Genomic DNA, 25942 nt, shown 5'->3' with positions numbered 1-25942 from the left:
ACAGGGACTGGATCTCAATATCAAAAGCGGCCTGGGTGGTGTTTTGATTTTTGGGGTTGCCCAATACGAGTCGGCTGCCATCGTAATAAAACCATTCGCCACAGGAAGCGGCCAGTCGCGCCAAAAACTGAAAGCTGGTCTCCTTGTATTTAACGGCATAGGGGATGATGGCCTCAAATTTGGGTTTGTTGCTCACCCCCATACGCACGCCGGTGTTTTCGAGCTCTTCGCTGAGTATGTTGTGCAGGGTGTAATCTGTGTACGAGCCCATGGAAGGCCCCATGTCCAGGAGCAGGGTAGGACTACCCCCGTGAATACGGGCGTAGCCCTGATCCCCGTCCTTTCCCCCGATTTCAATGTGGGTGACCAGGCCGGTGAATTCGGTGATTTCTCCATTCCCGCGGTGTTCCATGTGGATGTCCACGGTATGGCCCAGTTGCTGGAAGACGGTTTCGGGGGTGACCGTCCACAAACTTGGTTTGTTGGGTTTGTAATTGACCAGGATGTTGAAGGTGTGGTGACCGCTCATGGACTGCCGGAGCGTGAGGGTTTCAAAATCGCAGGCTTCTCCGTTGATAAAGATGGTGGTGGTCACCATGTTTAGGATTTCTGACATGATTGAATATTTGAGTTAAAGTAAGGCTTTGACCGCTAATCATAAGCATTAAGCGAACAAGAAACACAAATATACAAAATATCAGAAATAAAAGGGCAAAAATATTAAATTGTTTTATTATGTTTCTTACTTTCAGACGATTACTATACAGCCATGTACAATAAAGTAATTTTATTATGATGTATAGAATTTACGATCAAGCCCTTGTACAAGCAACAATCTGTCAACAGGAATTAAGCCCCCTATTATACCCTGTCGAATCAGTCCAATAGCCGCCGGTTTTATAGGTGCAGGATGAATCGTCAGACTTTGTCCACCACAAACATGTCATTGATGCGCCGTTTCAGCTCCTGAATCTCCTCATCTACAGGAAGTTTTTTATCGAGGACATGAACGATGATGGTATTCTGGTGAATGACGGCACTGGCCGTACCTGGAAGCAGGCTGATAATCCACACTAGTATCAGAGTTTTGCGTGGATCCCAATCGTTTTCAACGGTGATAAAAGCAGGGTCGATGGGAACGGTTCGGTAAAAGACGCGTCGGGCCACATCCCACCCACCTCTTAAGGCCGTCAGGAGAAAATAAGGAAAAAAGCGGGCGACGGCCAGCGGCCGCAACACCCATTGTCCGGGAGGCACCGTATACATACTGATAGCTGAGCTGGCAGCTAAAAAGAGAATCACGAACCAAATATCCCCCATTTGAAGCCCCCCTAACAATGCCAGCCATCCTGCGGCGAATAGGACAAATCGCTTAAGAAAGCTATAGAGAAGCCGGTGCCATTTTAATTTTTTTATGTCCGTTTGCATCATCATAATTTTTATCTGAGGAGAAAGAACAAGGTTAAGAAAAAGATAAAAAAGCCGATGCCAACAAAATCCCAGCGCCGAAGTACCGACTCGGCGGCAGCACTCTTTTGTATGGTTCGCTGGCTATCTGAAATTCTATAAAACAATTTCTCGGGGCCATCCAGCGATTTCGCGGTGGATGTCAGCCAGGCAACGCCCTTCCGTACAAATTTGGCCAGCCCATCCCCCACCAGAAGGATGATGTGGATGAAATCGCCCGCTGGCAGGAGCGGCTCTTTCGTTGGCCACCAGTTGAGGGCGGCCACCTTCAGAGTCAAAGCCATAATAAGCACCCCGGTCGCGATGGGCCAAAAGGCGGCCCAGTTGGTATGGAGATACAGGTAGTAGTCCAGAATCCCCTTTTCTCCGGCCATGTGCGCGAGCAAATCAGCGGGCAACAGAGTCGGCGACATGGTCCACCAACCCCCAGCCAGTAAAAGAAGAACCCAGGGCAAAAGAAAAGCCGGCGCCATCGTTCCCGACGGTGCTTTAATGCGGGACAACAGGTGGAGAAAACGGCTCAGCAATAAAGTCGTGGTAACAGCAGAAAGCGTCAGCAGCAGCAAAAAAGTTTGGGCACCGGGCAGACTTGATTCCCCCAGGAAGGTTTTCACCAGATACTTGGTCCATAGTCCACCCGTCAATGGTCCCCCCGCAATGGCCAATACGCCCAGGCCTAAACCCGCCCACATGAGAAGGCGCCAGGCGCCACCAACTTTGGCGGGCAACGCTGTACCCATAAACAAGAGCGCTTTGGCCGTTCCGTGATTAAAGGCATAAAGTCCAATAGCCGGAAGCAGCAAGGCCGCCGGAATACCACCATACAAACCCATACCCAGAAAGACCGTCATAATACCCATCTGACTGATACTCGAATAAGCCAGGTTGGTTTTTGGATCCACCTGGGTCAAGCCATAGATAGCTGCCCCAAAAGTAGCCGCAAAGCCCAGAGACACCATCAGCAAACTGATGGTAGGCCATTCCACCAAGCCCACCGGCGCCAGGTGCATCCAGCCCACCAGTCCGGCCTTAATCATAGCCCCACTAAGCACCGCACTGGCCGGAGCGGGAGCTGCCGGGTGCGCCAAAGGCAACCAGAAATACAAGGGTATGACTCCGACCTTTACGCCGAAGCCAATCAGGCCCAGCCAAAAGATGAACCGTCCATTGGCAGCCTCTGCCAGAGCGGGAGGAATATCGGCCAGCAGCATACTGCCTGAGCTTTGCACGGCCAGGTACAAAGCGGTGATAAGAAACAGTTCGCCAATGATCGCCATCACCAGGTAAATCCTGGCCGCCCGACGGGCAGCCGGCGTGCGGCTGTGAATGACCAGTCCGTAAGAAGCAAAAGTCATCAAAGCAAAGAAGGTATAGAAAGAAGTCACCTCCGCGGAGATCAGCAATCCGAAATTCCCCGCCATGGTAAGGCCAAAATAAAAGGCGAATTCCCCCCGCCGGACATCGTCCTTGAGGTAGGCGTCCGCAAAAAGACCAGCGGTGGCCCACAAGATGGCCGTCAGCAGAAGAATAATCCGACGCGGTGTATCGAGCGAAAAATCCGACCCCAGTAAAAACCACTCCGCTGTCACCCCGGAGACCTCCACCAGCCCAAGCCAAAGCGCGGGCAAAGTGGCAGCCACAAACACCCATCCCGATCCACGTCTTCCGGCGGGTATGAAGGGCGTGAGCACAGCGGCCAACAGGGGCAGGACGATGGTGAGTAACCAGATCATAGCAAGTACAATTTTTCGGCGATTTCACGGGCAATGGAAAGCGGACTTCCAGCCACAGCAGCAAACACTCCGGCAGCAAGGGAGAGTAAGCCGGTGACCACCACCGGGATTAACATTAATGCCTGCGTCTCCAGACGGCCGGGACGCAATCGTGGAACCTCCTCTTGTTCCGGTTCACAAAACCATGCCCTGTAAACAATGGGCAGAAAATAAGCGGCATTCAAGGCACTGCTGACCAGTAGCACCAAAATGACCCAATAGCTGCCCGCCTCTACCGCACCGAGACCGAGGTACCACTTACTGATGAACCCGGCCGCCGGCGGCACCCCAATCATGCCAAAGACAGCGATGGTGAAGGCCCCCATGGTAAGGGGCATGCGCCGGCCCATTCCGTTGAGTTGACTGATTTTTTTGTAACCATAGGTCTCCGCCACATTCCCGGCTGCAAAGAACATCGTAATCTTCATGATGCCCTGATGCACGAGATGCACAATGGCCCCAGTCGAGCTCAAGGCTCCCGGAATAGCCACCCCAAGAGCAATGTAAGAAACCTGGCTGACCGTAGAGAAAGCCAATCGCTTTTTAAAATCATCCTGATACAAGGCCCTGACGGAACCGTATATAATCGTAAAGGCCGCAAAAACGGCCAACACGGCCAGATAATTCATTTCTTCCGCTATCCCTACCCCATAAACATCGTAAACCAGACGCACAATGCCAAAGGCCCCGGCCTTCACCACGGCCACTGCATGCAAAAGAGCACTCACCGGTGCCGGTGCCACCATGGAGGTGGGCAACCAGCCGTGCAGCGGAAAAATAGCCGCCTTCACCCCCAGGCCCGTCAGAATAAGGAAAAACAGAATGGACAGCTGGGTCGGAAATTCAGAAATCAGTCCGGCAATAATCTCGGTCTGGCCAAAATAGATGGGACCGGCGACCACATACAAGCCAACCACCCCCAAAAACAAAACCGTACCACCGCCAATGGTATACCAAAGGTAGGTTCTGCCCGCTGCCACCGCATCATCGGTCCCCTTGTGAACCACCAGCGGGTAAGTAGACAGCGTCAGAAATTCATAAAATATAAAAAAGGTAATCACATTTCCCGACAGCGCAATGCCGGTACTGGCAGTCACACAAAGACTAAAAAAGGCAAAAAAACGATTCTGGTGCGGCCCCTTATCCAGATAGCCGATGGCATAGACCGTGGTAATCAGCCACAGCACCGACGAGAGGGCAGCAAAGAAAAGTCCCAGGGCGTCCAGACGCAAAGCAAAGGTCAGGTCGGGGGCCAGACTGAAAATAAAGTCATACGTTTCACCTCGCATATAACCGAAAAAAGCCCAGGCCACCATGGCCACCTTGGCAAAGGCACCAAAAAGGTTCAGAGACGTCCGTAAAGCCACTTGTTCCTCGCGCAACAGCAGAATCAATACACCGGGAATAAGCGAGCTGATGAGAATCAATACGGGCAGAAAGCTAGTTGTTTCCATAGGCACCTCCTTTCAGCACGGTTTCAATACCAGAACCAAAGACTTCACTGCCTTCCAGAAACTGGATCAGGTAATCGGCCGGCAAAACGATTAAAAAGGAACTCACCGCCAGAAGCAAGGCAAACACCTCCAGCCTTTTGGGGACCGGCTGAAACGGTTCCTTTTCACCCGTTGGTGCAAAAGCCAAACGCAAAAGCATAAAAATATAGCCGGCCGTCAGCAAACTACCTACCAATACCACCGGTGCCCACCACCATTGCCCGCTTAAGAAAATCCCCTTAAGCAGCATCCATTTTCCCATAAAGCCGCCACTCGGGGGCAGCCCGATTAAACTGACCCCGGCCAGACCTATTGCCAGGGCCGTCATCCGCATGTGTCCCACCAGGTCGCGCAGCGACTCAATACGATCGTGCCCCACCGCCATGACAATGATCCCCGCAGAAAGGAAAAAAGAAGCTTTGGCAAAAGCATGGGATAAGACCTGATACACGCTGGCCGTCCAGGCCGGCGAAAGCCAGTCCGCCGAAGCCGCACTGACACCCGAAGGCAGAATCAACAGCGGGAAAACCATCAGCAAGTATCCCAGTTGGGCGACACTGGAATGTGCCACAATCAGCTTTAAGCTCGTCTGCATGAAAGCCTGCCAGGACCCCCAGATCACCGCAATGGCCCCCGCCACGCCAATGAGTTGACCGGCCGCATAAGTCAGGGAAACCCCAAACACTTCCATCCACAGGCGCAGCAAAATGTAAAAGGCCCCTTTAACCACCAGGGCCGAAAGCAGCGCACTTACCGGAGCAAGGGAATTGGAGTGTGCCGGAGGCAGCCAGAAATGAAAAGGAAAACCGGCCATTTTGATCATGAGTCCCAGCGTCATAACCAGCAAGGCAAAAGTCGTTGCAGGACCCGCCTCCAAAACCTGGCCCAGCATTTCAAGGTCCAGTGTCCCCGTGCTTCCATATATAAGCGCTACCCCAAACAGATAGGACATCGAACCGGTAATGGCAGCCAACAAATAGCGCAATCCGGACACCAGAGCACCCGCTTTCCCTGACAGCACCGCCAGTGCCACGGCACTGATGCCAATCACCTCAAGAGTCACAAATAAATTAAACAAATCGTTGGAGAGAAACAGTCCATTCAGTCCCGCCCACAGAAAAAGCCACAAAGGCCAGAATAAAGGAAATCCATCCGTCGACGTATCCTGGGCATCAAAATACCGCCAGGCATAAAGACTGATGAGCGCGCCCACCAGAGCCGTCATCCCGATAAACACGGCCGCCAGCGCATCCATTCTCAGCAGGATGCCCAATGGAGGTTCCCAACCGCCCAGCCGATGGATGACCGTTCCCAGCTGCGTCACTTCCACAAAAGCGAATATCGCCAACACCGCAGTGAGCAGGCAGCCGATCAGACCAAGGAAAGCCTTCCCCCGGGGCCTGAAAAACAGGCTCAGAATAGCCATCATAACTGGCAGACCTACCAGAAGGGCCGGGTATGGAGATGTTGGTAAATCTGTCATTTGTCGTTCGTAAAAGATTCTTCTCCGGTGAGTTGAAAAATGCGGCGGGCCAAAGCCAGGGCGAAAGCAGCGGAAGCCACCGCTACCACAATGCCGGTGATCACCAAAGCATGGGGCACCGGGTCGGCAAAGGACAAGGCATCCCGCTGTGCAAAACTGACAAAAGCCAAAAACACCCCTCCGCCCATAATAATGGTGGCAATGATCTTTTTTATAAAATGCTTCGACATAAAAACGCCGCCCATGCCAATGACAAAGAGAACGGCAGATGTCATACTATATATCTGATAGATTTCCATACTTCTTGTTTAATTGGTCGGTTTGCTTTCGTTCGTTTCCTCCTTATTCTCTTGATTTAAATTGGCAAACATCGCCGTCAACGTGGTGGCGATACTTATGGCTGCCAGCGTTTCTATTATCAAAATCAGAACGCCGGCATAGGCCGGTGGGTATTCAAAAAAAGCCGCTCCCCGGGCCAGTAAAAGAAAGCCCAGACTAAGGAAAAAACCCAGTCCTATGGTCAGGAGCAATTGCCCCAATGAGCGGGGTATCACCGAGAACACCAATTTGCCGCCCAAATGAAGCAGTATCCCAATGGCCCCCCACAACACCCCGGCCTGAAAAGCGCCTCCGGGTCCGCTTTTCCCAAAGTATAACAGGAAAGCGCCAAACAGGAACAAAACCGGCGTAAAAAACAACATCACCTGTCGCAGCAAAGGATCTTCGCCAGCCTCGTTTTGTTTGGGATATCGTTTGATACCACCAACCGCATAAATGGCCAAAAGCCCCAGGAGAATCACCCCCAGCTCCAGCCAGGTATCATAAGCGCGGAAATTCAGCAAAACAGCCGTCACCGGGTGCTCCACCCCCGATTGGGGCAGCAGCGCCTCAGCGGCTGCGGTCAAACCGCCGCCCTCCGGCACCTTCCAAACGGCTTCCACAGCAATCAATAGAAAAAGACCCAATCCCAGGACAAGGGCCACTCCGGACTAAACGGGATATTTTGTTTTTCCTGGAAAGCCCCTGGTGATCACTTTCAGAATTTACCTGCTTGCTGGAAGCAGAAAAAGAAAAATCCCTCAAAGCATCCAGAAACAACACCCCCAGAAAACCCGATGCCACCGCCGCCTCGGTAATGGCCACATCCACCGCACCCAGTCGCACCCATGCCAACGCCAGCGCCAGTCCAAATGCAAAAAACATAAAGACCGTCTGTGTAAGTCTTGGTGCCACCAGGCACTGTATAGCCAGATAAATCGTCAGGATGGCCAATAGGAAATCAATCAAAACACTCATCCTTCCTCCTTTCTGTTCTCAGGTTGCTCCTTTTCTTTCTGGAAACGGGCGATCAAATAACAGGAAGTTGAACTGGCCAGAAGCATGAGGAGCCACATCGTGAAAATTTTAAGCGCTGCCCAGGGGGAAGCAATGTGCAGCGCCATTCCGGCTGCAATAAAACCCAGCCCTAAATTGTCCGCTTTGGTCAGCGCGTGAAGCCGGGAAAACAAATCCGGGAAACGCAGCACTCCCAGCGTTCCCGCCAGAAAGAAGAAACAACCCACCACCAACAGGATAACCGTGATTACTTCAATGATTGTCATGATTTTCTCCTTTCTTGTTTTTCCAGACTTTAACCAGACCAATGACCAATAAAATAGCCAGCACATTAAAGGTAATGGCCACATTCAGCAAATCAGGATCCTCCAAAGACCCTGCAAGAACCAACAAAACGGCCATTCCCGTAGTGCCAAACAATTGGGTCGTCAGCAAGCGATCCGCCACCGTTGGTCCGCGCCAAACCCGAATCAGCCCGAGGGCTATGTTGAGAAGAAGAAAAACAACAACAATGGTAAAAAATAGGTCCATACACTACAGAATAGGTTGCCGCAAAAATAATCAGGATTTTATCAGCTAACAACTACAAAAAATAATTTGTTCACGATACCGTCAAACACGCTCACAAATGCCTTCATTCATTGAAAAATTCTGTACCTTGAAATGCCAATTACCAATCAATAAAAACATGGCATTTTACCAATTAATAAAAACACAGAAAGTACCCGCCACCTTACAAGAGGTTTGGGACTTTATTTCCAACCCGGCCAATTTGAAAGAGATAACCCCCCAACACATGGGCTTTGTCATAACCAGCCATTCCGGTGAAGCCAAAATGTACCCGGGAATGATTATTACCTACAAGGTGAGTCCTTTGCTCGGCATAAAACTAAACTGGGTGACAGAAATCACCCATGTCAGAGAGCTCGAGTACTTTGTGGATGAACAGCGAATAGGCCCCTACGCCATGTGGCATCACCAGCACAAAATTGAAGCCATTGAAGAAGGTGTTCTAATGACCGACATCGTCACCTACCAGCCCCCCTTTGGTCTTTTAGGGGCACTGGCGAATAGCCTGTTTATCAAAAACCAGCTGAAGCAGATTTTTGATTACCGAACCATCGCTTTAGAGAAGCGATTTTCGACGCCAATCAACCAATGGCCGACTTAACCAATATTCACTACCACATTCCCCTTTTTATGCCCTGCATCAACGTAACGATGGGCTTCCACTATTTGCTCAAGTGGGTATACACGATCGATAACCGGTTGGATAGCCCCCGTCTCCATCAACTGCCCGAGCGTTTCCATGTCAGCCCTTGTGGGCGTATGGGTTCCTGCCATTACCCGGCATTTACGGGTCATCGACACCCATAAACCCTGAATCGCCTCTTTGATGATGGCCGCACCCAGAATCAGCACACCCCCCTTTTTTACCAAACGGGCCACGGTGCCAACCGGAATCTTGTTGACCGTTTCAAATACCACATCCCATCTTTTTTTGATGCCCGAAAAATCACCTCTGGTGTAATCCAAAACATGATCGGCCCCCAAAGATTTAACCATCCCCATATTTTTCGTGCTGCATACGGCGGTAACCTCTGCCCCCATATATTTAGCTATTTGAACGGCCGCTGTCCCAACCGCTCCGGATGCCCCATAGATCATCACTGTATCGCCGGACTTTACCCGGGCCGCTTTTAGGAAACTCAATGCCGTATGCGTCCCAAAAGGAATGGCAGCCGCCTCTTCAAAAGTCCAGTTCACCGGCTTTAAAGCAGGGCAATGCCTTCCGGCACACAGACATATTGGGCATAGCGCCCATACGCATTTCGGTAGATCCAAATACCTGATCCCCTTTCCTGAAAAGGCTTACATTTTTACCAACCTGCTCCACCTCTCCGGCTACCGTCATTCCCAAAACCGGTTGACGGGGCTTAAACAACCCAAAAATCAGTCTGACAAAAAAAGGATCTGCTACGCAAACGGGCATCCCCAGAATTCACCGTAGAGGCCTTCATTTTGATGCGTATCTCGTTGTCTTTGGGAGAGGGCTTTTCTGCCTCAACCATTTGGAGCACCTCTGGTGCGCCGTATTTTCGGTAAATGATGGCTTTCATGGTACTGCTTTTTATTCTTCGGGTTCAAAAGAAAACACCTCATCAAGCGGAAGCCCAAATTCTCTGGAAATCCGGAATGCCAGCTCCAAAGTAGGAGAATACTTACCGTTTTCAATGGCAACGATGGTCTGCCGGGTCACCCCCGTTTTGTCGGCCAACTGCTGCTGGGTCATTTCATCGTTGTGAAACCGGAGCTTGCGGATATTGTTTTGAATGTTACATTTTGCCATAATCAAACCCCTTTACGGTAATACCAAATTTTTGAAACATCGGAAATGATCCCCGCCAGAAATCCGGAAACAACAAAGGATAGAAACATGACATAGGGCGCCATACCCAAAGCCTGAGAAGCCATGGCCGAGAAAAATCCGACAATAAAGACCCAATGAGATATGCGAATGGATTTAAGCTCAATGAGTTTATCCATTTCATCCTCCTTTTTGGGCGGATCTTCCATGGTCAGCATCTTGTTGAAGATCACAAACAAAATGTGCATCACTATCTGCACCGCAATGGTAATGGGGATCAGTATCAGAAGAGCTTTTCCCAGAAACTTCAAATCGTATACAATTTCCGGGTTCCCGGCCACATAGTTGTTATACACATAAAGCGCGTATAAGCCCAGGGTCAGCAAGGTGTTGAACAAAGAGAGAAAGCTTTGTTTTTCCTGGTAAGACATCGGTTCTTTCATGTCAATATTATTTTATATGAAGTTGAAAATTATCGACACAAAGATAACTATTATTTACACGATGTCAAGTATTTTTTACATAACATGTTGGAATAATAGCCAAAACTAAAAACTACCAAACATGAATTTAGCCCCAATTATGATACCCCCCGGAGCCATCCAACTAATAAATTGTTTGGATCCATCGGTTAAATCCGTCAAAGAATCACTGGTAGTATACTCGTAGAATGGATCTGTCAGCAAAAAGGAATAGCCGGCATTAAAAACCAATTTTGATTTTCTCCCGACCCTTGCATTGTAGGAGTAAACTAAATTTATGGTACTTAAAGGAAAGAGGTTAAGTCTTACTTCCTCCTCTGCCACCGACTGGCTTGAATACCTTTTATCAACATCCATCTCAATAATAAAATCCGGTGCGCCTGAGGCATAGGAATAACCTAAACTTATGGCCGATTTGAAACCATTTTGACCTGGGTAATAAGTCAGTCCGCCCGTTAATCGATAGCCCCACGTGCTATAACCTCCCATACCATATATCCACAGGTTTTTATCCAAATAAATTTCCGCTCCAAGCCCAACACCATAATCATTAATACCTACGCCCAATCCGATAAACGCTTCAGGCTCCGGTGGAGCAAAAGCACTTATGCCTTGCGACAAAGAATGCTGAACAGGAAATGCAAAAAGGAAGCCCATCAACAGCATGAGCAGCGCCTTGTTAGTAATGCTATTAGGTTTCATAGTTAAGGTCATAAAGGTTTCACAAATCTTATTGCGTCCTCACAAAAATATAATTTTCGGTGGTATTACAATCAGATAAGACTAATTATCAGGAGCCTCATAGTTAATACTTTCCGTAATGAAAAGGTATAGCTCTGCGTTGAGGGTAAAGGCCTCAGAAAGCATTTGCAAGAGCTTTTTGCTGTAAAACGCCTGGTCCAATTTTCGTGTACAGCTTAGGGCGATCGTCTTTTTTTGAAACCAGGGCTGAAATGCTTCAGGCATTTCATTGGGAATGGTTCTTTTGTATGCCTCCCCTACCAGTTTGAATTCATCCTGATTTTCGAATTCTTCAATGATTTTGGCAAAGCGCTCAGGGTGCCGGCCAATGTGTTCCCTAAAACGGTTCATCCTTTCAGGTGTTGCCTGATAATATCCCATTCCGAACTGGTATTCTTCGGGTGTAAAATAAAAATAGAATTCAGGTACATTGCCCCACAGCTTCCCGGGACGTTTAAACGTCAGCCATTGGCCAGTCCTAAAGGGCGACTTGTCGTTTGAGAATCGCACGTCCCTATAGATTTTAGAGATGGTTTTGTTGATATTAGGTGCAATTTCAATCTCAACATCAATACTGCAGATCAATCGCCCAAGGTCGGCCGACAACTCTTTTAATGGTGTTAACAGGTGCTCATCGTAGCGGCCCCTGTTACCCTCAAACCATTCCTTATTGTTGTTCACAGCCAAATCCTTAAGGAATCCGATAGTTGATTTTGTAAATCCAGTAAATGCCATAATTATGTTTGAATTTTCAAGTCAGATACCATTCGCTTATCAATCAATTTTATTTCCAGCCTTCCCTTATTCGGTCTCATTCACTTATTGCCTTTGGCTATGCCATTTGCAGTATGTCCAGCCGTTATTCACTCCACACCCCGTTTTTAAACAATTGAAACCATTTCTCGATGGCGGCATCGCTATACAATCCAATGGTCTTAAAAATCTCACGAGCAAACTCAATTGGCGCAATTCCGTTGGCTGTAATGAGGTGGCCATCTGTCACCGCCAGGGCGTTTTGATAATGGTCTCCTCCAGAATATTCAGGCGCCATCCCCTTTAAATAATTCAAGTCACTACTGGTATGCTTCAAATCATTCAATAATCCTATTTGTCCAAGGTAGATGGTTGCCGCACAAATGGCCGCAACAGGTTTTCCTGCCTCAAACATATCCACCGTTAATTTTTCTATTTCCCTATTTCCGCCTTTATCCCAAGCCGTGCCACCCGGAAGTATCAACATCTCTAAATCCTCAAATGCTAAATCCTTAAGTGATTTTGTTGGTTTAACCTGTAATCCGCCCATGGAGGTAACCAGGTCCCCACTTGGCGAAAAATACACCAACTCAAATAGCTCACTCTTATTAATTTCCGGAGTTAGATAGGATATTTCCCAATCAGAGAAACCATCAAACAGAAATACAGCAATTTTCTTCTTCATTATAATTCAATTTAGTAGTACTTATCCAGGTTGAAACCACTTTGGCCTCAGTATTAAGAAAAATCAACTCATCTACCCTTGATCCAAATAAAAGCCCTTTTACATCTGCATTATTAAATTGATTTTGTCTTCAACTAAAGAAAACCGATCTTCGACCATAAGTGGATGTATATGCGTCATAATTACCTCTGATAAAAGCCCTTTATGGATTATGCGCTGAATCTCTTGTTTCAAGAATTCTCTAACTAACTGGTCACTAGCTCTTACTTCATCAACAATGCTTGTCCTGTTATCAATTACATAAATAATGTCTTCAATATCATGGCTAGTTCGGTAGTCTTTGCCGCGATTATTGAACGCTTCAAATTTGGTGGCCAAAAAATAGGGAGCTGATAATATTTTAATTACCTGACCCTTGGCCTTTACTGTCCAAAGATATTCAAAACCAGGCTTATACCATGAATTAGCAGGTCCTAACGGACCATCCTCCGTTGCCATAATATCCACCGGAATATTTTTGTAATTATAGCTACAAATGGCATGGCCGAATGGGTTAGGATGAAAACCCAAGCCGCCTAGTTTTTCTTGAACTTCTTGCCAATGGCTGAAACTTATAATATTCAGGGTCATGTCGATATCATGCGTTGGGCGAATCTCGTCCGCTGCAGGATCATCTGTGTACAAACTCACAACTGCGCCACCTACAAAAACCATGTTATCCTTCAGATCTTTTAGGGCAGCCGCCACCTCTGCAACTACAGCAATATTTATTGTTCTATTCTCCAAGTCCTAATCGTTTTTTGAGTTCATCCACAGCCAACTCTTTTTCCCTTGCCCTACCAACTCGCATTGCATCCACCAAAGCAAGAAGTGCATGCAGCTTACCGTCTTTGAGAGCGGCCTCTGGTGCAGACGGATACAATGGCAAAATGCTATGACCTCTGATGGTTCCTTTACCATAAGGCCACACATAGTGTTCCTTGCTCTGGATTTGATCTTTGAGCGGGGAGGTTGAGTGTGCCGTTGGGATTCCTCGAACCACAGGCCCGGGTTTTACTGGAAAAACATAGCGAAGGCCATATTGCAAAAACTCCATTAGAGCCATTTTATACACACTTTTTCCTTTAGGATCTAACAACCTTGCATATTTAGAGCGGCCTACGGATTCACTTACCTCTGACTGGCTCATACCCAAAGCCTCTGCCATGGGTTTTTGATTCCATAACACATTGTCCTCACTTACAATTTTAAGTAAGAGCAAAACATCTTGCGGTTTTAGTTGATGACCTTGAGATCTCATAAATACAAATATTGCGTATCGCGATACGCAATATTAAGACAATTTTCGATAAAAACAAAGAAAAAAACATCATATATCGCGTATCGCGATACATGATATGCAGAATCTTTAAAAGGTCAGGCAGCGGTCCATCCATCGGATATAACGGTTCAAAATGTGCCAGTCTGAGAGATGCTGCAATAGTGTCAAATCTAGATAACACTGAACCCCACCCTGCCAACTTTTATTCTGCTTTCACCATTTTGAAACCAATCCACCACCAAAGTGTCTGAGTTGAGCTTTACAATGGCCCATTCATTAAAATCCTTCCCAAAGCCAGGAACCGGCATCGTTTCATTGTCCCAATCAACCGTCATAAAAACATGATTAGATTCGGTGTAATACAAACACTCAACCGTATCTCTGGACTCCAGGATAATAGCGTCATCAACCAAAGAATAATTTAACCGAACCTTGGTCATTTTGTCATTCTCCTTAAAAAAATAGTAAACAGTGTCCTGAGCCACGTCATCAAAAGAAACCGCATCTTCATAGGGATCCATAATGACATAATTCTTTAGCAAGCGTGCGTCAATTTGATGGTCCTCCTTTTCGCAGGAAAGCAAAATCACAAGAACCAAAAGCGTTAAAAAAATTTTCATTGGATTGAGATTAAGTCATTTCATTTAAAATAGGATTCCTTGGAATTAAGCAACCTTAGTAGGCCGGATAACGCTCCATCCATTCGGCATTGTGACCCATACCTTCACCCGTCTTAATTTGCAGGTGCAAGTCACCTGCAACCGCCTTCACCACCTCATGCCCCTTCAACTTTACCACCCAGTCAGCCGGAATGGCCCTTACACCATGAATCAGTCCCAGAATGTTGCCCGTAATAGACCCCGTACTATCGCAATCCCCTCCGTGATTCACCGAAAACAAAACACCCCTGGTGAAATCATCCTCAAACAGCAAACTCGCCAACAAAGACATCGACAAAGCCTCCTCCGCAATCCAGCCTCCACCCAACAACTCCAGCGTTTCTCCCGTCACCCTGTCCCTGTTACCCCGCATCTTTACAAACAAATCCTCCGCCTTCTCAATAGCCCTCAAAGTCTCCCCATGACCCTCCCAACGCTTCAATATCTCTTTAGCCTTCGCCACCCCTTCCGTCAGCCGCTTACCCACCGCCAATTCCGAAATAATGGCCGCCAAAACACCCGCACTCAAATAGCCCGTAACGTGGCCGTGCGTAATGGCCGACGTTTCACAAGCTATCCTGAAAGCCTCCTCAGCCTCTCCCATAAATAACAGTCCAACCGGCGCCACCCGCATAATGGTACCACAACCCTTACTATTATTAATAGGCTCCTCCACAGAACCCGCCACACCACTCTCCAAAGCAGAAAGACAAGTATTTCCCGGCGCACGACGTGAATACAACACCCGCTGCTTCATCATCCAGCCAGCCTCCATATCATACTCCCCAGCCTCCACCTTAACACGATCCACCGTAGTCCCCTGCGTCACCAACCAGCGCAAGTACGAATGATGCACAATCGTATTCAGCGCGCCCCAAATACCCCGGAGCGATCCCCTATGGTAGGCACGCAGCAAACCCTCCGCCGTAAACAGCGTCATCTGCGTATCATCCGTAAACTCACCATGCCCATCCTCAAACTCCACATAACCCGTCACCCCCTCAGGACCATAGAGCTCCCTGATCCGATCCAAACTCAAAAACTCAATCGGCGCCCCCAGCGCATCACCAACCGCACCGCCCAAAAGGCAGCCCTCGTAATGTTCAACTGAAACTTTGTTCATAATGATTATACTCCTTTTCCTATAAGCTGATTCGCTGCATTTTTTCCTTGATAGGCCCTTTCAGCCCCTTATGAATATCCAAATTATCTAAATTCACCAAATACCGATAGGGTTTGTCGATGAAATCCCTATCTTTTTCTTTATTAGGAATATGCCTGAAAACCTTATACACCTCCACATCCCATTCAGCAGCCTCCTTTAATTGAATACATCCTGGCTCAAAAGCAGAACCAAAAGCCTCGAATATTTTCACCAATACCTTGCGCGGACCATTTACATAAGAGGCAGTAGCCTCATCGTTTTCCGAAGTTGGACCATACAACCCACGAATAAGAATGCCTCCGTCCTTCGTCCCCTCATCCCCTTCCAAGGTAAGATCAAAACCCTGACTATGAAACCGCCATTCACCTGCAGCCCGTTGATGAGGATGCGTGTAAGTATCTTCATGACCGGGTTCGTGGTAATAATAGAACTCAATCTCAGTGAATCTAAATACCTTTTCATTCACAATCAGCGCATAATTTTTAATCAGATCGCTAGCAATCTAGTCAAATGATTGTTCTAGGCGGGTAATGTCAATTGAAAGATCTATCATTTGTCATTAAATTATTCTCCTCGTCTGAAACAACTAAATCACCTAATAGATCCACAAATAAATACTGCGAATTATCTAATTCACCATTATCAAACTTACTTTTTAAGTAGTCTAAGCCACCATAGGCATACTCTTCAATGAATGTAATGATTTTACGGACGACTTCCGCTAACTCTTTTTCATCCATATCCTCTAAGTCATTCCAATCAAATCCAATTTCATCAGACCGACTGAAAACAGTTAGCAAAAGAAAGTCAATAAGAGGTGAGGAGCTTTTCCAGCCAGCAATTTCAACAAACTTCTTGGCATTGCTACCTGAAGCTAATTCGATTCTGCTATCAATCTTAAGTCCCAAGAAGAAGGCATATACATACAATTCATATAAAGGACCAAATTGAGAGAATTCACCTTTTTTTTGCTTATTAGCCAATTTCTCAAATAGGTATTCTACAGACACGGAATACTTTGGTGTCTTTTTCAATATCATTTCTCGGAATTCACTACTTGTCATTATTTAATTTTTTTATGTTCAGTATAGACGTCAACTTGTTTGAGATTCTTGGGAATATGGTTCAAGTACATCGTACTTACACTATTATTATTCAAAAGTTCATTCCCCAATTTGTTAAGCTTGTTTTCCGAATCTCGATCGTATAAGTCCTTGATCAAAATAATACTTTGTGGGAATACTTTCTCAGTTTCGTCAAAAAATCCTTTGATGAATCCTTGACCAAAAGCTGATAAGGGAGCATCCGCTAATAATGGATATAAATAACCGTAAGGATTAACTGATATAACTGCCATTAGCACGGCTAATACTTTCATCCGTTGAAATCCTTCAGATGCCCCAGTTACCTCGTTTCCTTCATCATCAATGTAGTTAAAGTCAATGGTCCCTCTTAGATTTTTCTCAAATTTAAGAATTCCTCCAGCTAGCTCATTATACTTAATAAGATTTTGAAAGTGCATATTTGCCTCTTTTTCAAGCCTTAAGATCATGTCATCAAAAACCCTGACCCTAGTACGCTGAGCAGCATCTCTTAAGTCAGATGAAATATCCAAATGAACCTCATACTCTTTAGGCGTATTCTGAGGCCTCATTCTGCTTAATTCAAATTCATCTTTTCTGACACCGTCGCTCAACGAATTGATACGCTTTTTTGCCTTGACAATGTCATCTTCAGCTTTTTGCAAACGGGTTAAAGCACCTTTGTACTGGGCCATGATTTGTCGAGCATCAATCATGTTGTCCTCATCTCCAATTATCAAGCGAGAACGTTCATCCTTTAAATTTTTAATCTTTTCTTGAACCTTTACAATACGAGCGAGTAACTCCTGCTCCTTTTCCCTAGTCCGAAAAATTGATTCTTGTATTCCTCCAATTCTACCAACATATGATTGAGCGCCAAGTTGTATTTCTCCAAAAAATTCGTTGAAGTCATTTTTAAATACTTGAATTGATCTATTTTGACTTGATTCCTTCCGATTCAATAAACTCATGATATATTTCCAAGACTCTGAATCCTTCTTAGCTTCGCGATTACAAACATAACAGTGTTCTCTTTCTACCATGGTTTGTAAGGTGACGGAATCGGGTGAGTCAGGAGGAAGTAGGTTAATATTACTGTTATCCTCACTCAGTATGGCTGCCTTCTTTAAGGTCCTTACCTCTCTATACTTGTTCAATTTTTCTTTGAAACTTGAAACCTCCTTTTCACAACCAAAGGCAATCCAACCAAAATTTCCGTCAAAAAAACGTTCATTTAGTTTTTCAACAAGTCGATCATAATCTTCTTTAAGCGCTTTTTTCTTGGTGTTTTGCTCTTTTATCTTATCATCAAATTCCTTTCTTGCTTCTGCATTTTCATTTAAACTCTCAAGCTTATCAACTTCAGCCTTATTCTCAGCATATGAATGCTCATATGAATTGAGTTTTTCAAGTTCGCTTTCAAGCGAGTTTTTCTTCTCATCCTTTTCCTCTAATTTCTTTCTGTAGTTCAGGGATGCAGCATCATTAGAGGCGACTCTCTCATTAAGGTCTTTTTCCGCTCTGTCTGCAACATATTTGGTAATCTTTTCTAATTCATCATACTTGTTTATATTCGTTAGTGTTTTTACGGCTCGATTTAAGCTGTCAGCTTGATTAAAGTCAATTAACTTGTCAACTTCCTCTCCTTGAAAAGAGAATATTCTCTAAGATTTGATTGGATTAACTTATTCAGAATCCTTTTATGCTCATCCTCGTCATACACCTCATGAAATTCTAATAACTGAATATCTCTTTTGGAAACCTCTATGTTATTAAAAAACACCTGCCAATCGGAACTGTCCGTTAGTGAGGCATCGGACCTAGACTTCTTGATTCGAAACCCTTTACAAATGCGATATGTAAATCGAATGTCGCTAAACTCAAGTGCAACATTGATCTCAATTAAATCATTAACAGCTGCTTCATTTTTGGCTTTATCGGAACAAATCTTAACTGCTTGATTTTTAATATTCTTTCTGGTTTTTGTGTCAGAGTCAAGAATTTCATCATAAAAAATCCATAAAAACCCATTAAAGAACTTAGACTTTCCACCACCATTGTCAGCTACCACAATATTGACTCCCTTTGAGAATTCATATGTGTTTTCCTCTAAAGGACCGTAATAGTTGAAGAAGTTTTGAAATGATATCTTATTAATAATTGAAGCCATAGCTACTTTATTAGATTTTTAATTTGATTATACACAGTGATATCTCCATGCATGTCCTTCATTTTTGACTTAATAATCACAGCTAGATATTCAATTACCTTATTTTCATAAGGGGGCGCAAGTTTCGCTTTATTAATCATCTCATTTGTGATATGATATTTTGAGGCCAAGACCTCATCTCTCAATACTTCTTTTAGCAGATTATCAATCATTTTCTAATTCATTAATTATTATATCTAAATCAAGTTCATATCTATCGCAAATGTCCTGCAGTATTTTTCTTGAATCATAAAAATTCATCGATAAACATGCAAAGTATGCTACCCTAATCATCTCATTTTTAACCATATTCCGTTCGATTCTGTAGAGATTATCGTTATCATGGCTAGCTATTGGAGCAACGATCATATCGTATACATAGGCGAATTTTTTATCAACATGATTTCTAAGAAGTCTTCCTCTTCTTTGAATATATTCCCTAGGATTACCTGTGCTACTCGCAAAAATACCGACCTCTGTTCGCGGAATATCTACACCTTCATCAAGCATTTTCATTGCTAAAAGCATGTCAATCTTTCCTTCTGAGAAACCTCTTATTTTACTCTTTCGATCATCTGTTTCTGAGGTGTAAGTACTTGCTCGTAAGTTAGGTTTTACTTCTTGAGCTGCTTTCAAATATTGATAAACAAATTTATTAGCAATATCCTCATTATTATTTTGTTCTTCTCTGCTCGAGCCTACCGGCACATAGGTGAAAACATACCTCAATTTATCTTTTTGATCTAACTCTCTAAGAATCTCTTTATAAGCTGGTATTTTTTTACGAGCTTGATGGATAATAGTTTTCCTTCGAAGGAGTAACTTTTCAACAATTGGCGAATCCTTAAACTTGCCTTGTTCAAAATCAAAAAATTTTAGTAAAGTATTGGATAGCTCTACATATTCTTCTTTCTCATCTTCATCTAAATGCACAATTCGCGGATAGTAATAATAGTCTGTTAATCTTCCCTCTTTCATTGCCCTTTTCATCCCGAAATTGTAACAAAATGGCGGCTTATCATTGAAAAAATCACATATAGCATCTGTTCCTTCAGGATCATACTTTCTTTTGGGAGTTGCGCTAAGGCCAATTCTTTTTGGAACTGTCAATTGTGACATGACCTCCTTTATCTGGCTAGCTCCCATGTTATGGGCTTCGTCGGCGATAAGTGTAAAATCGTTTTGGACCTTTCTGAAATACTTTAAAAATTTTTCTGAGGAGAAGCTTGCATAGGTGGCAATGACTATGACGTCCTTTCTTAATCCTGCTTTGAAATTTGAGACAAAGTTTGGAAGAAGTTGCATTCCATCATACCCTCCTCCAATCACCATTATGTTTGAAAAATTGAACTGAGAAACTTCTTCTATCCACTGTTCTAACAATGCTTTGGATGGGACGAGAATTATAGCATAATAGGAATTTGTATTTCTATACTCTTCTAAAAGGCAATTCAGCGAGGTAATTGTTTTACCTGTTCCCGTGGCCATAGCAAAAACTCCTTGATAATTGTTGTTTACCCAATAATTGTATGCTTCAATTTGATATGGTCGTGCACCTTGTGCATACGGAAATTTTGGCGTTTTTCTGAATATTTCTATTTCACTGAAAAGCTTTGTGATTGTTTTTTTTAGCTTAGGATTTAAAATCAAACTCTGTTTTTTTCTCAAGAGTTGTTCTTCTTGCACCAACAATTCGTTTATATCCTTCTTACCAAACCTATCTTTCAGAACTACTTCAATTTCACTTACAGACACATAATCAACATCTTCATCTTTCTCAGTGAAATAATCATCAATAAGCTTTAGTTGCCTTTTAATTAACTTATTAGATCTTCCATTTTCCCAGCTGAGAAAAGCCTCCAATTCTTCAATGTTTTCTGACAGACCATAATACGTAAAATTACAAGACGCTTTGTAGCCAACGGAATCTTGACCATCACTGAAAACGCCTGATTTGTAATGAGCTATTCCCTTACCATTTTTGGGTTTAATAACTTTTATTTCAATACGCTTTTCGGCTATTAGGTAAGCTAAACATTCAAAAAAATGAGTATCATATTCGTCAAGTACTCTTCCAAGTGAGACGACATCAGTTAAATCGAATACTTTTATTTCATTGGGATTGTCTTCCACTCGCCGAATAGCCTCCTTGTCATTTGCTGAAAGCAGATGATTAATAACCATTTTCATTTTCCCACCTTTACTGATAAAAGTAGCAAAGCCAACAGATAGCAAATTGATAGCAGATGAACTGAAATAACCCAACAACATATTAAACTCATTACTATTGGCCAACCCATCCAAATAGAACTGTAGCGGTTCGTTTTCTGAACCTGTTTTATAATCTCTTTCAATTGACCAATCGCAATCTTTAAGCATATTAAAAATTTAGTTCTGTGAGTTCTTTAATTCTATTGATAACTGTTTCAATGTCTTCTATAGTGTTGTATTTCCCTAAAGAGAAACGCAAAGAGGCAAACGCATCTTCTTCATTTATGCCCATTGCCTTCAATACGTGTGACGATTCCACGACTGCTGATGAACAAGCTGAACCATTTGACACAGCAATATTTTTCATTCTTCCTATCAAAACATTGGCATCTTGACCTTTGAAACAAATGTTCGTAGTGTTGAAAATCCTGTTTTTTGAACTCCCATTCAGTGCAGTGTTGGGCAATTTTAACAATTCTGCTTCAAGGAAGTCTCTCAATTGAGCAATGTGTTGCTGGTTCTGGCCCATTTCTAGACTGGCTACCTCACAAGCTTTTGCTAAGGCTATAATTCCAGGGACATTTAAAGTTCCACTTCTTAAACCTTGTTCATGTCCACCTCCGTGAATTTGCGGTGTGAGCTTAACTTTATTACCTCTTTGTTTTATATACAATGCACCTATTCCCTTTGGAGCATACATCTTATGACCACTGAAACAAAGCAAGTCTATGTCTAAATCAACCACATCAATCTCCATTTTGCCAACAGCTTGGGTAGCGTCGGTCATAAACAAAACTCCCTTTTCGTGAACCAATGCCGCAATTTCTTTTATAGGTTGAAAAACCCCAGTTTCATTATTGACAAACATCACTGAAACAAGAATTGTATCAGGTCGGATAGATTTTTCAAGTTCTGCTATATCAATCAGCCCGTTAGACTTAACTGGCAAAAAAGTGCATTCATAGCCTTTCCTTTCCAGATCTTTGCATGTATCTAAAACTGCTTTGTGTTCGGTTGAAACGGAAATGATATGATTCCCTTTAATAGAATAACTTTCTGCAACTCCTTTTATGGCAATATTTATAGCTTCAGTGGCTCCACTTGTAAATATCAATTCATTGGGCTCTGCATTGATAATGTAAGCTATTTGTTCACGAGCTTGTATTACTTTTTCATTGACACTTTGACCAAAAAGGTGGGTGCTGCTAGGATTGGCAAAGTTAACTTCTAGAAAAGGTAACATTGCTTCCAGCACCCTTGAGTCCATTGGAGTTGTAGAGTTGTGGTCGAGATATATGTATTTATGTGTTTGACTCATTAAATATCCTTTTCATAAAATTTTACCCCTTTCTTAGCTGTCAATACTTTTGGAAACAATGGAATTAAATCTTGATTTTTAGATAGCCTCATTTCAATATCATCCTTATTCCACCATTCTGTCCAAATTCCTTTTGATTTCAAATCCTCTAATTTTTCAGTTAATGGAGTCGAAATTTGAGAACTGACAGCTAGAAAGAATCCATCAGCATTATGGGTGTCAATTGTATCTCTAATATCTAAAACTTTATTTTTTCCCACCGAATTTTTACTTGCTTTACATTGACCAACAACTTTTATTGTAAGAAATGCTGATTCAGTTTCAGGAAAAGATTTCTCATCAATAATATTCCATTCTATTAACAAATCTCTTCCTTTGTCTCCCTGATTAATTGGTGAATTTTTCCTGACTGACGCAACCCTTGATTCTCTCTCCAAAAGCCACTTTATAAGATTTTCAAATTGGTCAGGGCAAATAGATTCATTCCATTCAAATAAATCAATTGGAAATAGTAATTCAGACTCTTTATTGTGTCTTTTTTTTACTTTTTCACGTTCAGCTTTATATTTATATTCACCTGTCAATCTTCCTAAAGCTATAATGTAGGGAATTGAAACTGAAACAATCATATTTTCCAAAGGAACAAATTCAATTTTATTGACTGGGATGCTTTTACCCAATCCTTTAAAATACTTTCTGAATTCTGATTTGATAGAATCAGATATAAAGTTCTTTAACCCTCCTGAAATAAAAAATTCGCCATTTATTCCGCAAATTCTAGCGTCGTTATAAATACGGCTATTTAGTATTATTTCAAGAAATTTAGCAATCCCTTCTGATTTAATAATTGTAATCTCATTATAAATATCATAGAAATAATTCCAGTTCGGAACATTTCTTATTCCATAATTAACTCTTCTGGTAGATTTCAGTAGTTTATTCTTTGAATGATCTAATTCAGCTGACATCTCATAATCTCTAATATTGTCTTCATAGCCATCCTTAGTCAAACAGTCAACACAAGGACAACCAGCATATTGCCAAAAAACATTTCTCCAAAAAGCAACTGTTTTAATTATTTCAACAACAAAAGCTTCTAAATCTTTCCAAGATTTGATATCCTGTTGTTTAGGATTCTGTTCTGGTATAATTTTTCTTCCCCAAATTTCATCATCAATTAAAGGATGTCCAATATCAAAAAGTGAAGATGAAATATTCGTTTCAAAATTTCTCAAAAAACTGGCAAACACTATACTTAGAATAACGTGAATATCACTTCTATCACCACTGAAAACATAACCATTAGTTCTTACCAGGAAATAATAAGAAAAATTATTAAAATCTTCTATTTTGAAAAATATTGTAATTCCTGTTGCTTGGTCTGTAGAAAGTCTAAAATTTCCATCTAATGCTGATTCCACGTGTAAAGAATGCTCTTTGCAGGTGGTACAAACAAGTTCTGTTAAACTGGAAATTCCTGACATAGTTATATTGATTCTTTTCGTGGTGCGCTGAGATGTAAAAATTCTAAAACCTTGGTTAACTCAGAGTAATCACCTCTTGAATTATCATATGTTATAGTTTGAATATTAAAATCATCAAAATATCTTCTAGAAAGAGTTTCCATGTTTTTTTGCTTTTCTATAAGAAGAAAGTGCGTGGGACCGCCGCCATGATAAGAGTCATGAAGAAAGTCAAGTAATTGATTAAACTCTGGATCATTTAGTGATACTCCAACAAAAAATATGGACTTGGTTGTAAATATTGATTGAAGCAAACTCCTATAACCTGGCTCTCTATAAAGTGTTTTTCGATAATCCTTTTGAGATAAAATCAAAGTATCGATATCTCTTTTAGCATCACCATGCGCTTTGAGAATGAAAAACCTGTTCTTCCAGAAATTATTGGCTGCCTCTCTTGACTGGGAGTATATAAAAGCGTTTGGGTATGATTTATAGACTGAATTGTATGCTTGTTCAATTAAATCGTCATAATTTATTGTAACTACTAAACTACTCGCAGTTTTTACAATTAATTCATGATTTTGTGTATGCTTATGGGAAGTAAATTGAAACCTATTCTCCATATATTTTGTAAAGTGACTACCAAGCTCTACTCTTAATTCTTCTGCGAGAAAGAGAAATTTAGAACTATCGCCAACTAGTTTTTTATACTCGTCAGTTTTTTCTCTTGGTATCCAAGTCACCTTTTCAGCTTCAGCTATAAGTTCACCTATAAGACCATCCCAAGTTGGATATCCGGCTGCTATTGACAATCCAGCCCCGATAAAAAACACGCCTTGGTTATTTTTAAAATTCTCTATTAGCTCCTTTGGCACATTATCGTTTGTCATGATTTCATTATTTAAATAAATTATTGAAAACACGGAGACGAACATTTATACTTTCTGGATCAGCACCATTATATCGAAAGGCTATAATGTAATCATATAAATCTCTTTCGTATTGTGAAGGTTTCTTGTTCTCAATGAGTACTTCAGGTTTAGAATAATTTGATAATCTTTTGTGCTCAAAATCGTCAAAAACATTTGCACTTTTGGATGAGTTAATAGTCTCAATAACATCCAAATTATTAAACAAAAAATTGAACATATCAATAAAGTGATATTTTTTGTAAATACGAACTGTGCTAAGTTGGTCTATTTCCATCATTTTATCTAGCACAACTGCAATACTTTTCTGTAATGCCTGTGATATTGTTAACGATTTGTCTAGATACATTTTCAACAATAATTTTGCTTTTAGTGGTTCTTTATTATTGTAAGAAATCAATGCAAGAGCATGACTCATGAAATCTTGCCTTTTGTATCGGTTTGCGGGAATCCGAGAACTTATAAAGAAGGAATGATTTAGCGCATAGTTATCAATCAGATGCCCTATATTACTTATTATAGCATTCCTTTTTTCTGCAGGTACTAATGGATCACCTTCTTGTAACCTACCGAACAAAGTTCTTATTTCATGATGGGTTGCACCTTCAATTATTGCAATTGTTACTTCATAATTATTTAAGCACTTTTTAAAATCAACAGGAAGTTTTTCAAATTTCAAACCACCAACATTTTTACCATCAATTTTATTAAGGTCTAATCCTTTTTCTTCTTCATTGAGAAGTGAAAATTTATTTTCAATAAACTTAAATATAGCTGTTAACCTCTGTTGGCCATCCGCTACTTCATATTCATGTGCATTTGTATTTAATTTCCTTAAGTATATTTTTGGAATATCTATTCCGCGTAACATGGAATCAATAAGAATACTTTTTTTACGATTATTCCAGACCTCACCTCTTTGATATGTCGGCTGTTCATTAATTTTATCCTTTAATTTATAAAGGGTAGAAACTTTCCAAGTAGTTATTTTAACTTTCATCTTGAT

At 42.6% G+C, this 25942-nt stretch carries 33 protein-coding genes; 1 reads left to right on the top strand and 32 read right to left on the bottom strand.

What is annotated here, in order from left to right:
• From JCM15548_RS09190 to JCM15548_RS09145, 10 genes are all read right to left on the bottom strand, one after another.
• On the bottom strand, window positions 1-616 hold a 616-nt coding region (locus JCM15548_RS09190), incomplete at its 3' end, for a contractile injection system protein, VgrG/Pvc8 family (RefSeq protein WP_227625638.1).
• A 302-nt stretch (window positions 617-918) separates the two neighbouring features.
• Window positions 919-1434, bottom strand: coding sequence for a Na+/H+ antiporter subunit E (locus tag JCM15548_RS09185; RefSeq protein ID WP_083985066.1), 516 nt, complete (start codon window positions 1432-1434; stop codon window positions 919-921).
• A gap of 5 nt (window positions 1435-1439) precedes the next feature.
• Window positions 1440-3200, bottom strand: a complete 1761-nt coding sequence (locus JCM15548_RS09180) for a complex I subunit 5 family protein (protein ID WP_062124613.1) — start codon at window positions 3198-3200, stop codon at window positions 1440-1442.
• The gene (locus JCM15548_RS09175; RefSeq protein ID WP_062124611.1) at window positions 3197-4693 is read right to left on the bottom strand and encodes a proton-conducting transporter transmembrane domain-containing protein; all 1497 of its coding nucleotides are present in this window, start codon (window positions 4691-4693) and stop codon (window positions 3197-3199) included. Before JCM15548_RS09175 ends, JCM15548_RS09180 begins: the two co-directional genes overlap by 4 nt.
• The gene (locus JCM15548_RS09170) at window positions 4680-6215 is read right to left on the bottom strand and encodes a complex I subunit 5 family protein (protein WP_062124609.1); all 1536 of its coding nucleotides are present in this window, start codon (window positions 6213-6215) and stop codon (window positions 4680-4682) included. The genes JCM15548_RS09175 and JCM15548_RS09170 overlap by 14 nt, the downstream gene beginning before the upstream one ends.
• Window positions 6212-6514 (bottom strand): NADH-quinone oxidoreductase subunit K, encoded by a 303-nt coding sequence (locus JCM15548_RS09165; RefSeq protein WP_062124606.1) that lies wholly within the window; start codon window positions 6512-6514, stop codon window positions 6212-6214. The genes JCM15548_RS09170 and JCM15548_RS09165 overlap by 4 nt, the downstream gene beginning before the upstream one ends.
• A gap of 9 nt (window positions 6515-6523) precedes the next feature.
• Window positions 6524-7156 carry an MnhB domain-containing protein gene (locus JCM15548_RS09160; protein ID WP_157482587.1) on the bottom strand — a complete coding sequence of 211 codons (633 nt, stop codon included), beginning with the start codon at window positions 7154-7156 and terminating at the stop codon, window positions 6524-6526.
• Window positions 7104-7511 carry a Na(+)/H(+) antiporter subunit B gene (locus JCM15548_RS21060; RefSeq protein ID WP_083985065.1) on the bottom strand — a complete coding sequence of 136 codons (408 nt, stop codon included), beginning with the start codon at window positions 7509-7511 and terminating at the stop codon, window positions 7104-7106. Before JCM15548_RS21060 ends, JCM15548_RS09160 begins: the two co-directional genes overlap by 53 nt.
• Window positions 7508-7816 carry a cation:proton antiporter gene (locus JCM15548_RS09150; protein ID WP_062124602.1) on the bottom strand — a complete coding sequence of 103 codons (309 nt, stop codon included), beginning with the start codon at window positions 7814-7816 and terminating at the stop codon, window positions 7508-7510. Before JCM15548_RS09150 ends, JCM15548_RS21060 begins: the two co-directional genes overlap by 4 nt.
• Window positions 7803-8081 (bottom strand): MrpF/PhaF family protein, encoded by a 279-nt coding sequence (locus JCM15548_RS09145; RefSeq protein WP_062124600.1) that lies wholly within the window; start codon window positions 8079-8081, stop codon window positions 7803-7805. Before JCM15548_RS09145 ends, JCM15548_RS09150 begins: the two co-directional genes overlap by 14 nt.
• A 157-nt stretch (window positions 8082-8238) precedes the next feature.
• On the opposite strand from JCM15548_RS09145, the gene JCM15548_RS09140 reads away from it, so the two are divergent.
• Window positions 8239-8721 (top strand): SRPBCC family protein, encoded by a 483-nt coding sequence (locus tag JCM15548_RS09140; protein ID WP_062124620.1) that lies wholly within the window; start codon window positions 8239-8241, stop codon window positions 8719-8721.
• On the opposite strand, the gene JCM15548_RS23560 is transcribed toward JCM15548_RS09140, so the two are convergent.
• From JCM15548_RS23560 to JCM15548_RS09040, 22 genes are all read right to left on the bottom strand, one after another.
• Window positions 8718-9317, bottom strand: coding sequence for an NAD(P)-dependent alcohol dehydrogenase (locus tag JCM15548_RS23560; protein ID WP_227625637.1), 600 nt, complete (start codon window positions 9315-9317; stop codon window positions 8718-8720). The genes JCM15548_RS09140 and JCM15548_RS23560 overlap by 4 nt on opposite strands.
• Window positions 9301-9543 (bottom strand): alcohol dehydrogenase catalytic domain-containing protein, encoded by a 243-nt coding sequence (locus tag JCM15548_RS23555; RefSeq protein WP_369403689.1) that lies wholly within the window; start codon window positions 9541-9543, stop codon window positions 9301-9303. Before JCM15548_RS23555 ends, JCM15548_RS23560 begins: the two co-directional genes overlap by 17 nt.
• Window positions 9488-9670, bottom strand: a complete 183-nt coding sequence (locus JCM15548_RS23550) for a hypothetical protein (RefSeq protein WP_227625635.1) — start codon at window positions 9668-9670, stop codon at window positions 9488-9490. The genes JCM15548_RS23555 and JCM15548_RS23550 overlap by 56 nt, the downstream gene beginning before the upstream one ends.
• 11 nt (window positions 9671-9681) lie before the next feature.
• The gene (locus JCM15548_RS09130; protein WP_062124599.1) at window positions 9682-9900 is read right to left on the bottom strand and encodes a helix-turn-helix transcriptional regulator; all 219 of its coding nucleotides are present in this window, start codon (window positions 9898-9900) and stop codon (window positions 9682-9684) included.
• Window positions 9901-9902: 2 nt separating this feature from the next.
• Entirely contained in the window at window positions 9903-10361 is a 459-nt protein-coding gene (locus JCM15548_RS09125) for a hypothetical protein (protein ID WP_062124597.1), read from the bottom strand.
• Window positions 10362-10466: 105 nt separating this feature from the next.
• Window positions 10467-11102 carry a hypothetical protein gene (locus JCM15548_RS09120; protein WP_157482585.1) on the bottom strand — a complete coding sequence of 212 codons (636 nt, stop codon included), beginning with the start codon at window positions 11100-11102 and terminating at the stop codon, window positions 10467-10469.
• Between the two features lie 81 nt (window positions 11103-11183).
• Window positions 11184-11876 carry a DUF2461 domain-containing protein gene (locus JCM15548_RS09115; RefSeq protein ID WP_062124593.1) on the bottom strand — a complete coding sequence of 231 codons (693 nt, stop codon included), beginning with the start codon at window positions 11874-11876 and terminating at the stop codon, window positions 11184-11186.
• A gap of 124 nt (window positions 11877-12000) precedes the next feature.
• Window positions 12001-12579: a type 1 glutamine amidotransferase family protein gene (locus tag JCM15548_RS09110; protein ID WP_062124591.1), complete on the bottom strand. Its 579-nt coding sequence runs from the start codon at window positions 12577-12579 to the stop codon at window positions 12001-12003.
• 99 nt (window positions 12580-12678) lie between these two features.
• Window positions 12679-13365, bottom strand: a complete 687-nt coding sequence (locus JCM15548_RS09105; RefSeq protein WP_062124589.1) for a hypothetical protein — start codon at window positions 13363-13365, stop codon at window positions 12679-12681.
• Window positions 13355-13879 (bottom strand): hypothetical protein, encoded by a 525-nt coding sequence (locus tag JCM15548_RS09100; protein WP_062124586.1) that lies wholly within the window; start codon window positions 13877-13879, stop codon window positions 13355-13357. Before JCM15548_RS09100 ends, JCM15548_RS09105 begins: the two co-directional genes overlap by 11 nt.
• A 191-nt stretch (window positions 13880-14070) precedes the next feature.
• Complete coding sequence (locus tag JCM15548_RS09095) at window positions 14071-14520, bottom strand: hypothetical protein (RefSeq protein WP_062124584.1); 450 nt, start codon at window positions 14518-14520, stop codon at window positions 14071-14073.
• 55 nt (window positions 14521-14575) lie between these two features.
• Window positions 14576-15682, bottom strand: coding sequence for an ADP-ribosylglycohydrolase family protein (locus JCM15548_RS09090; RefSeq protein WP_062124581.1), 1107 nt, complete (start codon window positions 15680-15682; stop codon window positions 14576-14578).
• A 19-nt stretch (window positions 15683-15701) separates the two neighbouring features.
• The gene (locus tag JCM15548_RS09085; protein WP_062124579.1) at window positions 15702-16190 is read right to left on the bottom strand and encodes a hypothetical protein; all 489 of its coding nucleotides are present in this window, start codon (window positions 16188-16190) and stop codon (window positions 15702-15704) included.
• Window positions 16191-16257: 67 nt separating this feature from the next.
• Window positions 16258-16788 (bottom strand): DNA phosphorothioation-associated 4-like protein, encoded by a 531-nt coding sequence (locus JCM15548_RS09080; protein WP_062124577.1) that lies wholly within the window; start codon window positions 16786-16788, stop codon window positions 16258-16260.
• Window positions 16788-17849 (bottom strand): hypothetical protein, encoded by a 1062-nt coding sequence (locus tag JCM15548_RS09075; RefSeq protein WP_157482583.1) that lies wholly within the window; start codon window positions 17847-17849, stop codon window positions 16788-16790. The genes JCM15548_RS09080 and JCM15548_RS09075 overlap by 1 nt, the downstream gene beginning before the upstream one ends.
• Before the next feature lie 581 nt (window positions 17850-18430).
• Entirely contained in the window at window positions 18431-18976 is a 546-nt protein-coding gene (locus tag JCM15548_RS09070) for an AAA family ATPase (protein WP_062124574.1), read from the bottom strand.
• A gap of 2 nt (window positions 18977-18978) precedes the next feature.
• Window positions 18979-19188 (bottom strand): hypothetical protein, encoded by a 210-nt coding sequence (locus JCM15548_RS09065; RefSeq protein WP_062124572.1) that lies wholly within the window; start codon window positions 19186-19188, stop codon window positions 18979-18981.
• On the bottom strand, window positions 19181-21394 hold the full coding sequence (locus JCM15548_RS09060; RefSeq protein ID WP_062124570.1) for a DEAD/DEAH box helicase family protein: 2214 nt from the start codon (window positions 21392-21394) through the stop codon (window positions 19181-19183). The genes JCM15548_RS09065 and JCM15548_RS09060 overlap by 8 nt, the downstream gene beginning before the upstream one ends.
• A 1-nt stretch (window position 21395) precedes the next feature.
• Window positions 21396-22544: a cysteine desulfurase family protein gene (locus JCM15548_RS09055; protein ID WP_062124568.1), complete on the bottom strand. Its 1149-nt coding sequence runs from the start codon at window positions 22542-22544 to the stop codon at window positions 21396-21398.
• Complete coding sequence (locus JCM15548_RS09050; RefSeq protein WP_062124566.1) at window positions 22544-24028, bottom strand: restriction endonuclease; 1485 nt, start codon at window positions 24026-24028, stop codon at window positions 22544-22546. The genes JCM15548_RS09055 and JCM15548_RS09050 overlap by 1 nt, the downstream gene beginning before the upstream one ends.
• Before the next feature lie 2 nt (window positions 24029-24030).
• The gene (locus tag JCM15548_RS09045) at window positions 24031-24897 is read right to left on the bottom strand and encodes an SIR2 family protein (protein WP_062124564.1); all 867 of its coding nucleotides are present in this window, start codon (window positions 24895-24897) and stop codon (window positions 24031-24033) included.
• A 7-nt stretch (window positions 24898-24904) separates the two neighbouring features.
• Window positions 24905-25936, bottom strand: coding sequence for a DUF262 domain-containing protein (locus JCM15548_RS09040; protein WP_062124562.1), 1032 nt, complete (start codon window positions 25934-25936; stop codon window positions 24905-24907).
• Window positions 25937-25942 lie beyond the last annotated feature (6 nt).

It is taken from the genome of Geofilum rubicundum JCM 15548 (genome assembly GCF_000974365.1).
GTDB lineage: Bacteria > Bacteroidota > Bacteroidia > Bacteroidales > Marinilabiliaceae > Geofilum > Geofilum rubicundum.
The sequence above is the reverse complement of the archived record's forward strand: the minus strand, read 5'-3'. Positions and strand labels throughout refer to the sequence as shown.

Excerpts from the sequence above, each read along its gene's own strand:
- JCM15548_RS09185 (WP_083985066.1), bottom strand. The coding sequence starts at position 1,434 with ATGATGATGCAAACGGACATAAAAAAATTAAAATGGCACCGGCTTCTC.
- JCM15548_RS09180 (WP_062124613.1), bottom strand. The coding sequence starts at position 3,200 with ATGATCTGGTTACTCACCATCGTCCTGCCCCTGTTGGCCGCTGTGCTC.
- JCM15548_RS09175 (WP_062124611.1), bottom strand. The coding sequence starts at position 4,693 with ATGGAAACAACTAGCTTTCTGCCCGTATTGATTCTCATCAGCTCGCTT.
- JCM15548_RS09170 (WP_062124609.1), bottom strand. The coding sequence starts at position 6,215 with ATGACAGATTTACCAACATCTCCATACCCGGCCCTTCTGGTAGGTCTG.
- JCM15548_RS09165 (WP_062124606.1), bottom strand. The coding sequence starts at position 6,514 with ATGGAAATCTATCAGATATATAGTATGACATCTGCCGTTCTCTTTGTC.
- JCM15548_RS21060 (WP_083985065.1), bottom strand. The coding sequence starts at position 7,511 with ATGAGTGTTTTGATTGATTTCCTATTGGCCATCCTGACGATTTATCTG.
- JCM15548_RS09150 (WP_062124602.1), bottom strand. The coding sequence starts at position 7,816 with ATGACAATCATTGAAGTAATCACGGTTATCCTGTTGGTGGTGGGTTGT.
- JCM15548_RS09145 (WP_062124600.1), bottom strand. The coding sequence starts at position 8,081 with ATGGACCTATTTTTTACCATTGTTGTTGTTTTTCTTCTTCTCAACATA.
- JCM15548_RS09140 (WP_062124620.1), top strand. The coding sequence starts at position 8,239 with ATGGCATTTTACCAATTAATAAAAACACAGAAAGTACCCGCCACCTTA.
- JCM15548_RS23555 (WP_369403689.1), bottom strand. The coding sequence starts at position 9,543 with ATGCCCGTTTGCGTAGCAGATCCTTTTTTTGTCAGACTGATTTTTGGG.
- JCM15548_RS23550 (WP_227625635.1), bottom strand. The coding sequence starts at position 9,670 with ATGAAAGCCATCATTTACCGAAAATACGGCGCACCAGAGGTGCTCCAA.
- JCM15548_RS09130 (WP_062124599.1), bottom strand. The coding sequence starts at position 9,900 with ATGGCAAAATGTAACATTCAAAACAATATCCGCAAGCTCCGGTTTCAC.
- JCM15548_RS09125 (WP_062124597.1), bottom strand. The coding sequence starts at position 10,361 with ATGAAAGAACCGATGTCTTACCAGGAAAAACAAAGCTTTCTCTCTTTG.
- JCM15548_RS09120 (WP_157482585.1), bottom strand. The coding sequence starts at position 11,102 with ATGAAACCTAATAGCATTACTAACAAGGCGCTGCTCATGCTGTTGATG.
- JCM15548_RS09115 (WP_062124593.1), bottom strand. The coding sequence starts at position 11,876 with ATGGCATTTACTGGATTTACAAAATCAACTATCGGATTCCTTAAGGAT.
- JCM15548_RS09110 (WP_062124591.1), bottom strand. The coding sequence starts at position 12,579 with ATGAAGAAGAAAATTGCTGTATTTCTGTTTGATGGTTTCTCTGATTGG.
- JCM15548_RS09100 (WP_062124586.1), bottom strand. The coding sequence starts at position 13,879 with ATGAGATCTCAAGGTCATCAACTAAAACCGCAAGATGTTTTGCTCTTA.
- JCM15548_RS09095 (WP_062124584.1), bottom strand. The coding sequence starts at position 14,520 with ATGAAAATTTTTTTAACGCTTTTGGTTCTTGTGATTTTGCTTTCCTGC.
- JCM15548_RS09090 (WP_062124581.1), bottom strand. The coding sequence starts at position 15,682 with ATGAACAAAGTTTCAGTTGAACATTACGAGGGCTGCCTTTTGGGCGGT.
- JCM15548_RS09080 (WP_062124577.1), bottom strand. The coding sequence starts at position 16,788 with ATGACAAGTAGTGAATTCCGAGAAATGATATTGAAAAAGACACCAAAG.
- JCM15548_RS09075 (WP_157482583.1), bottom strand. The coding sequence starts at position 17,849 with ATGGTAGAAAGAGAACACTGTTATGTTTGTAATCGCGAAGCTAAGAAG.
- JCM15548_RS09070 (WP_062124574.1), bottom strand. The coding sequence starts at position 18,976 with ATGGCTTCAATTATTAATAAGATATCATTTCAAAACTTCTTCAACTAT.
- JCM15548_RS09065 (WP_062124572.1), bottom strand. The coding sequence starts at position 19,188 with ATGATTGATAATCTGCTAAAAGAAGTATTGAGAGATGAGGTCTTGGCC.
- JCM15548_RS09060 (WP_062124570.1), bottom strand. The coding sequence starts at position 21,394 with ATGCTTAAAGATTGCGATTGGTCAATTGAAAGAGATTATAAAACAGGT.
- JCM15548_RS09055 (WP_062124568.1), bottom strand. The coding sequence starts at position 22,544 with ATGAGTCAAACACATAAATACATATATCTCGACCACAACTCTACAACT.
- JCM15548_RS09050 (WP_062124566.1), bottom strand. The coding sequence starts at position 24,028 with ATGTCAGGAATTTCCAGTTTAACAGAACTTGTTTGTACCACCTGCAAA.
- JCM15548_RS09045 (WP_062124564.1), bottom strand. The coding sequence starts at position 24,897 with ATGACAAACGATAATGTGCCAAAGGAGCTAATAGAGAATTTTAAAAAT.
- JCM15548_RS09040 (WP_062124562.1), bottom strand. The coding sequence starts at position 25,936 with ATGAAAGTTAAAATAACTACTTGGAAAGTTTCTACCCTTTATAAATTA.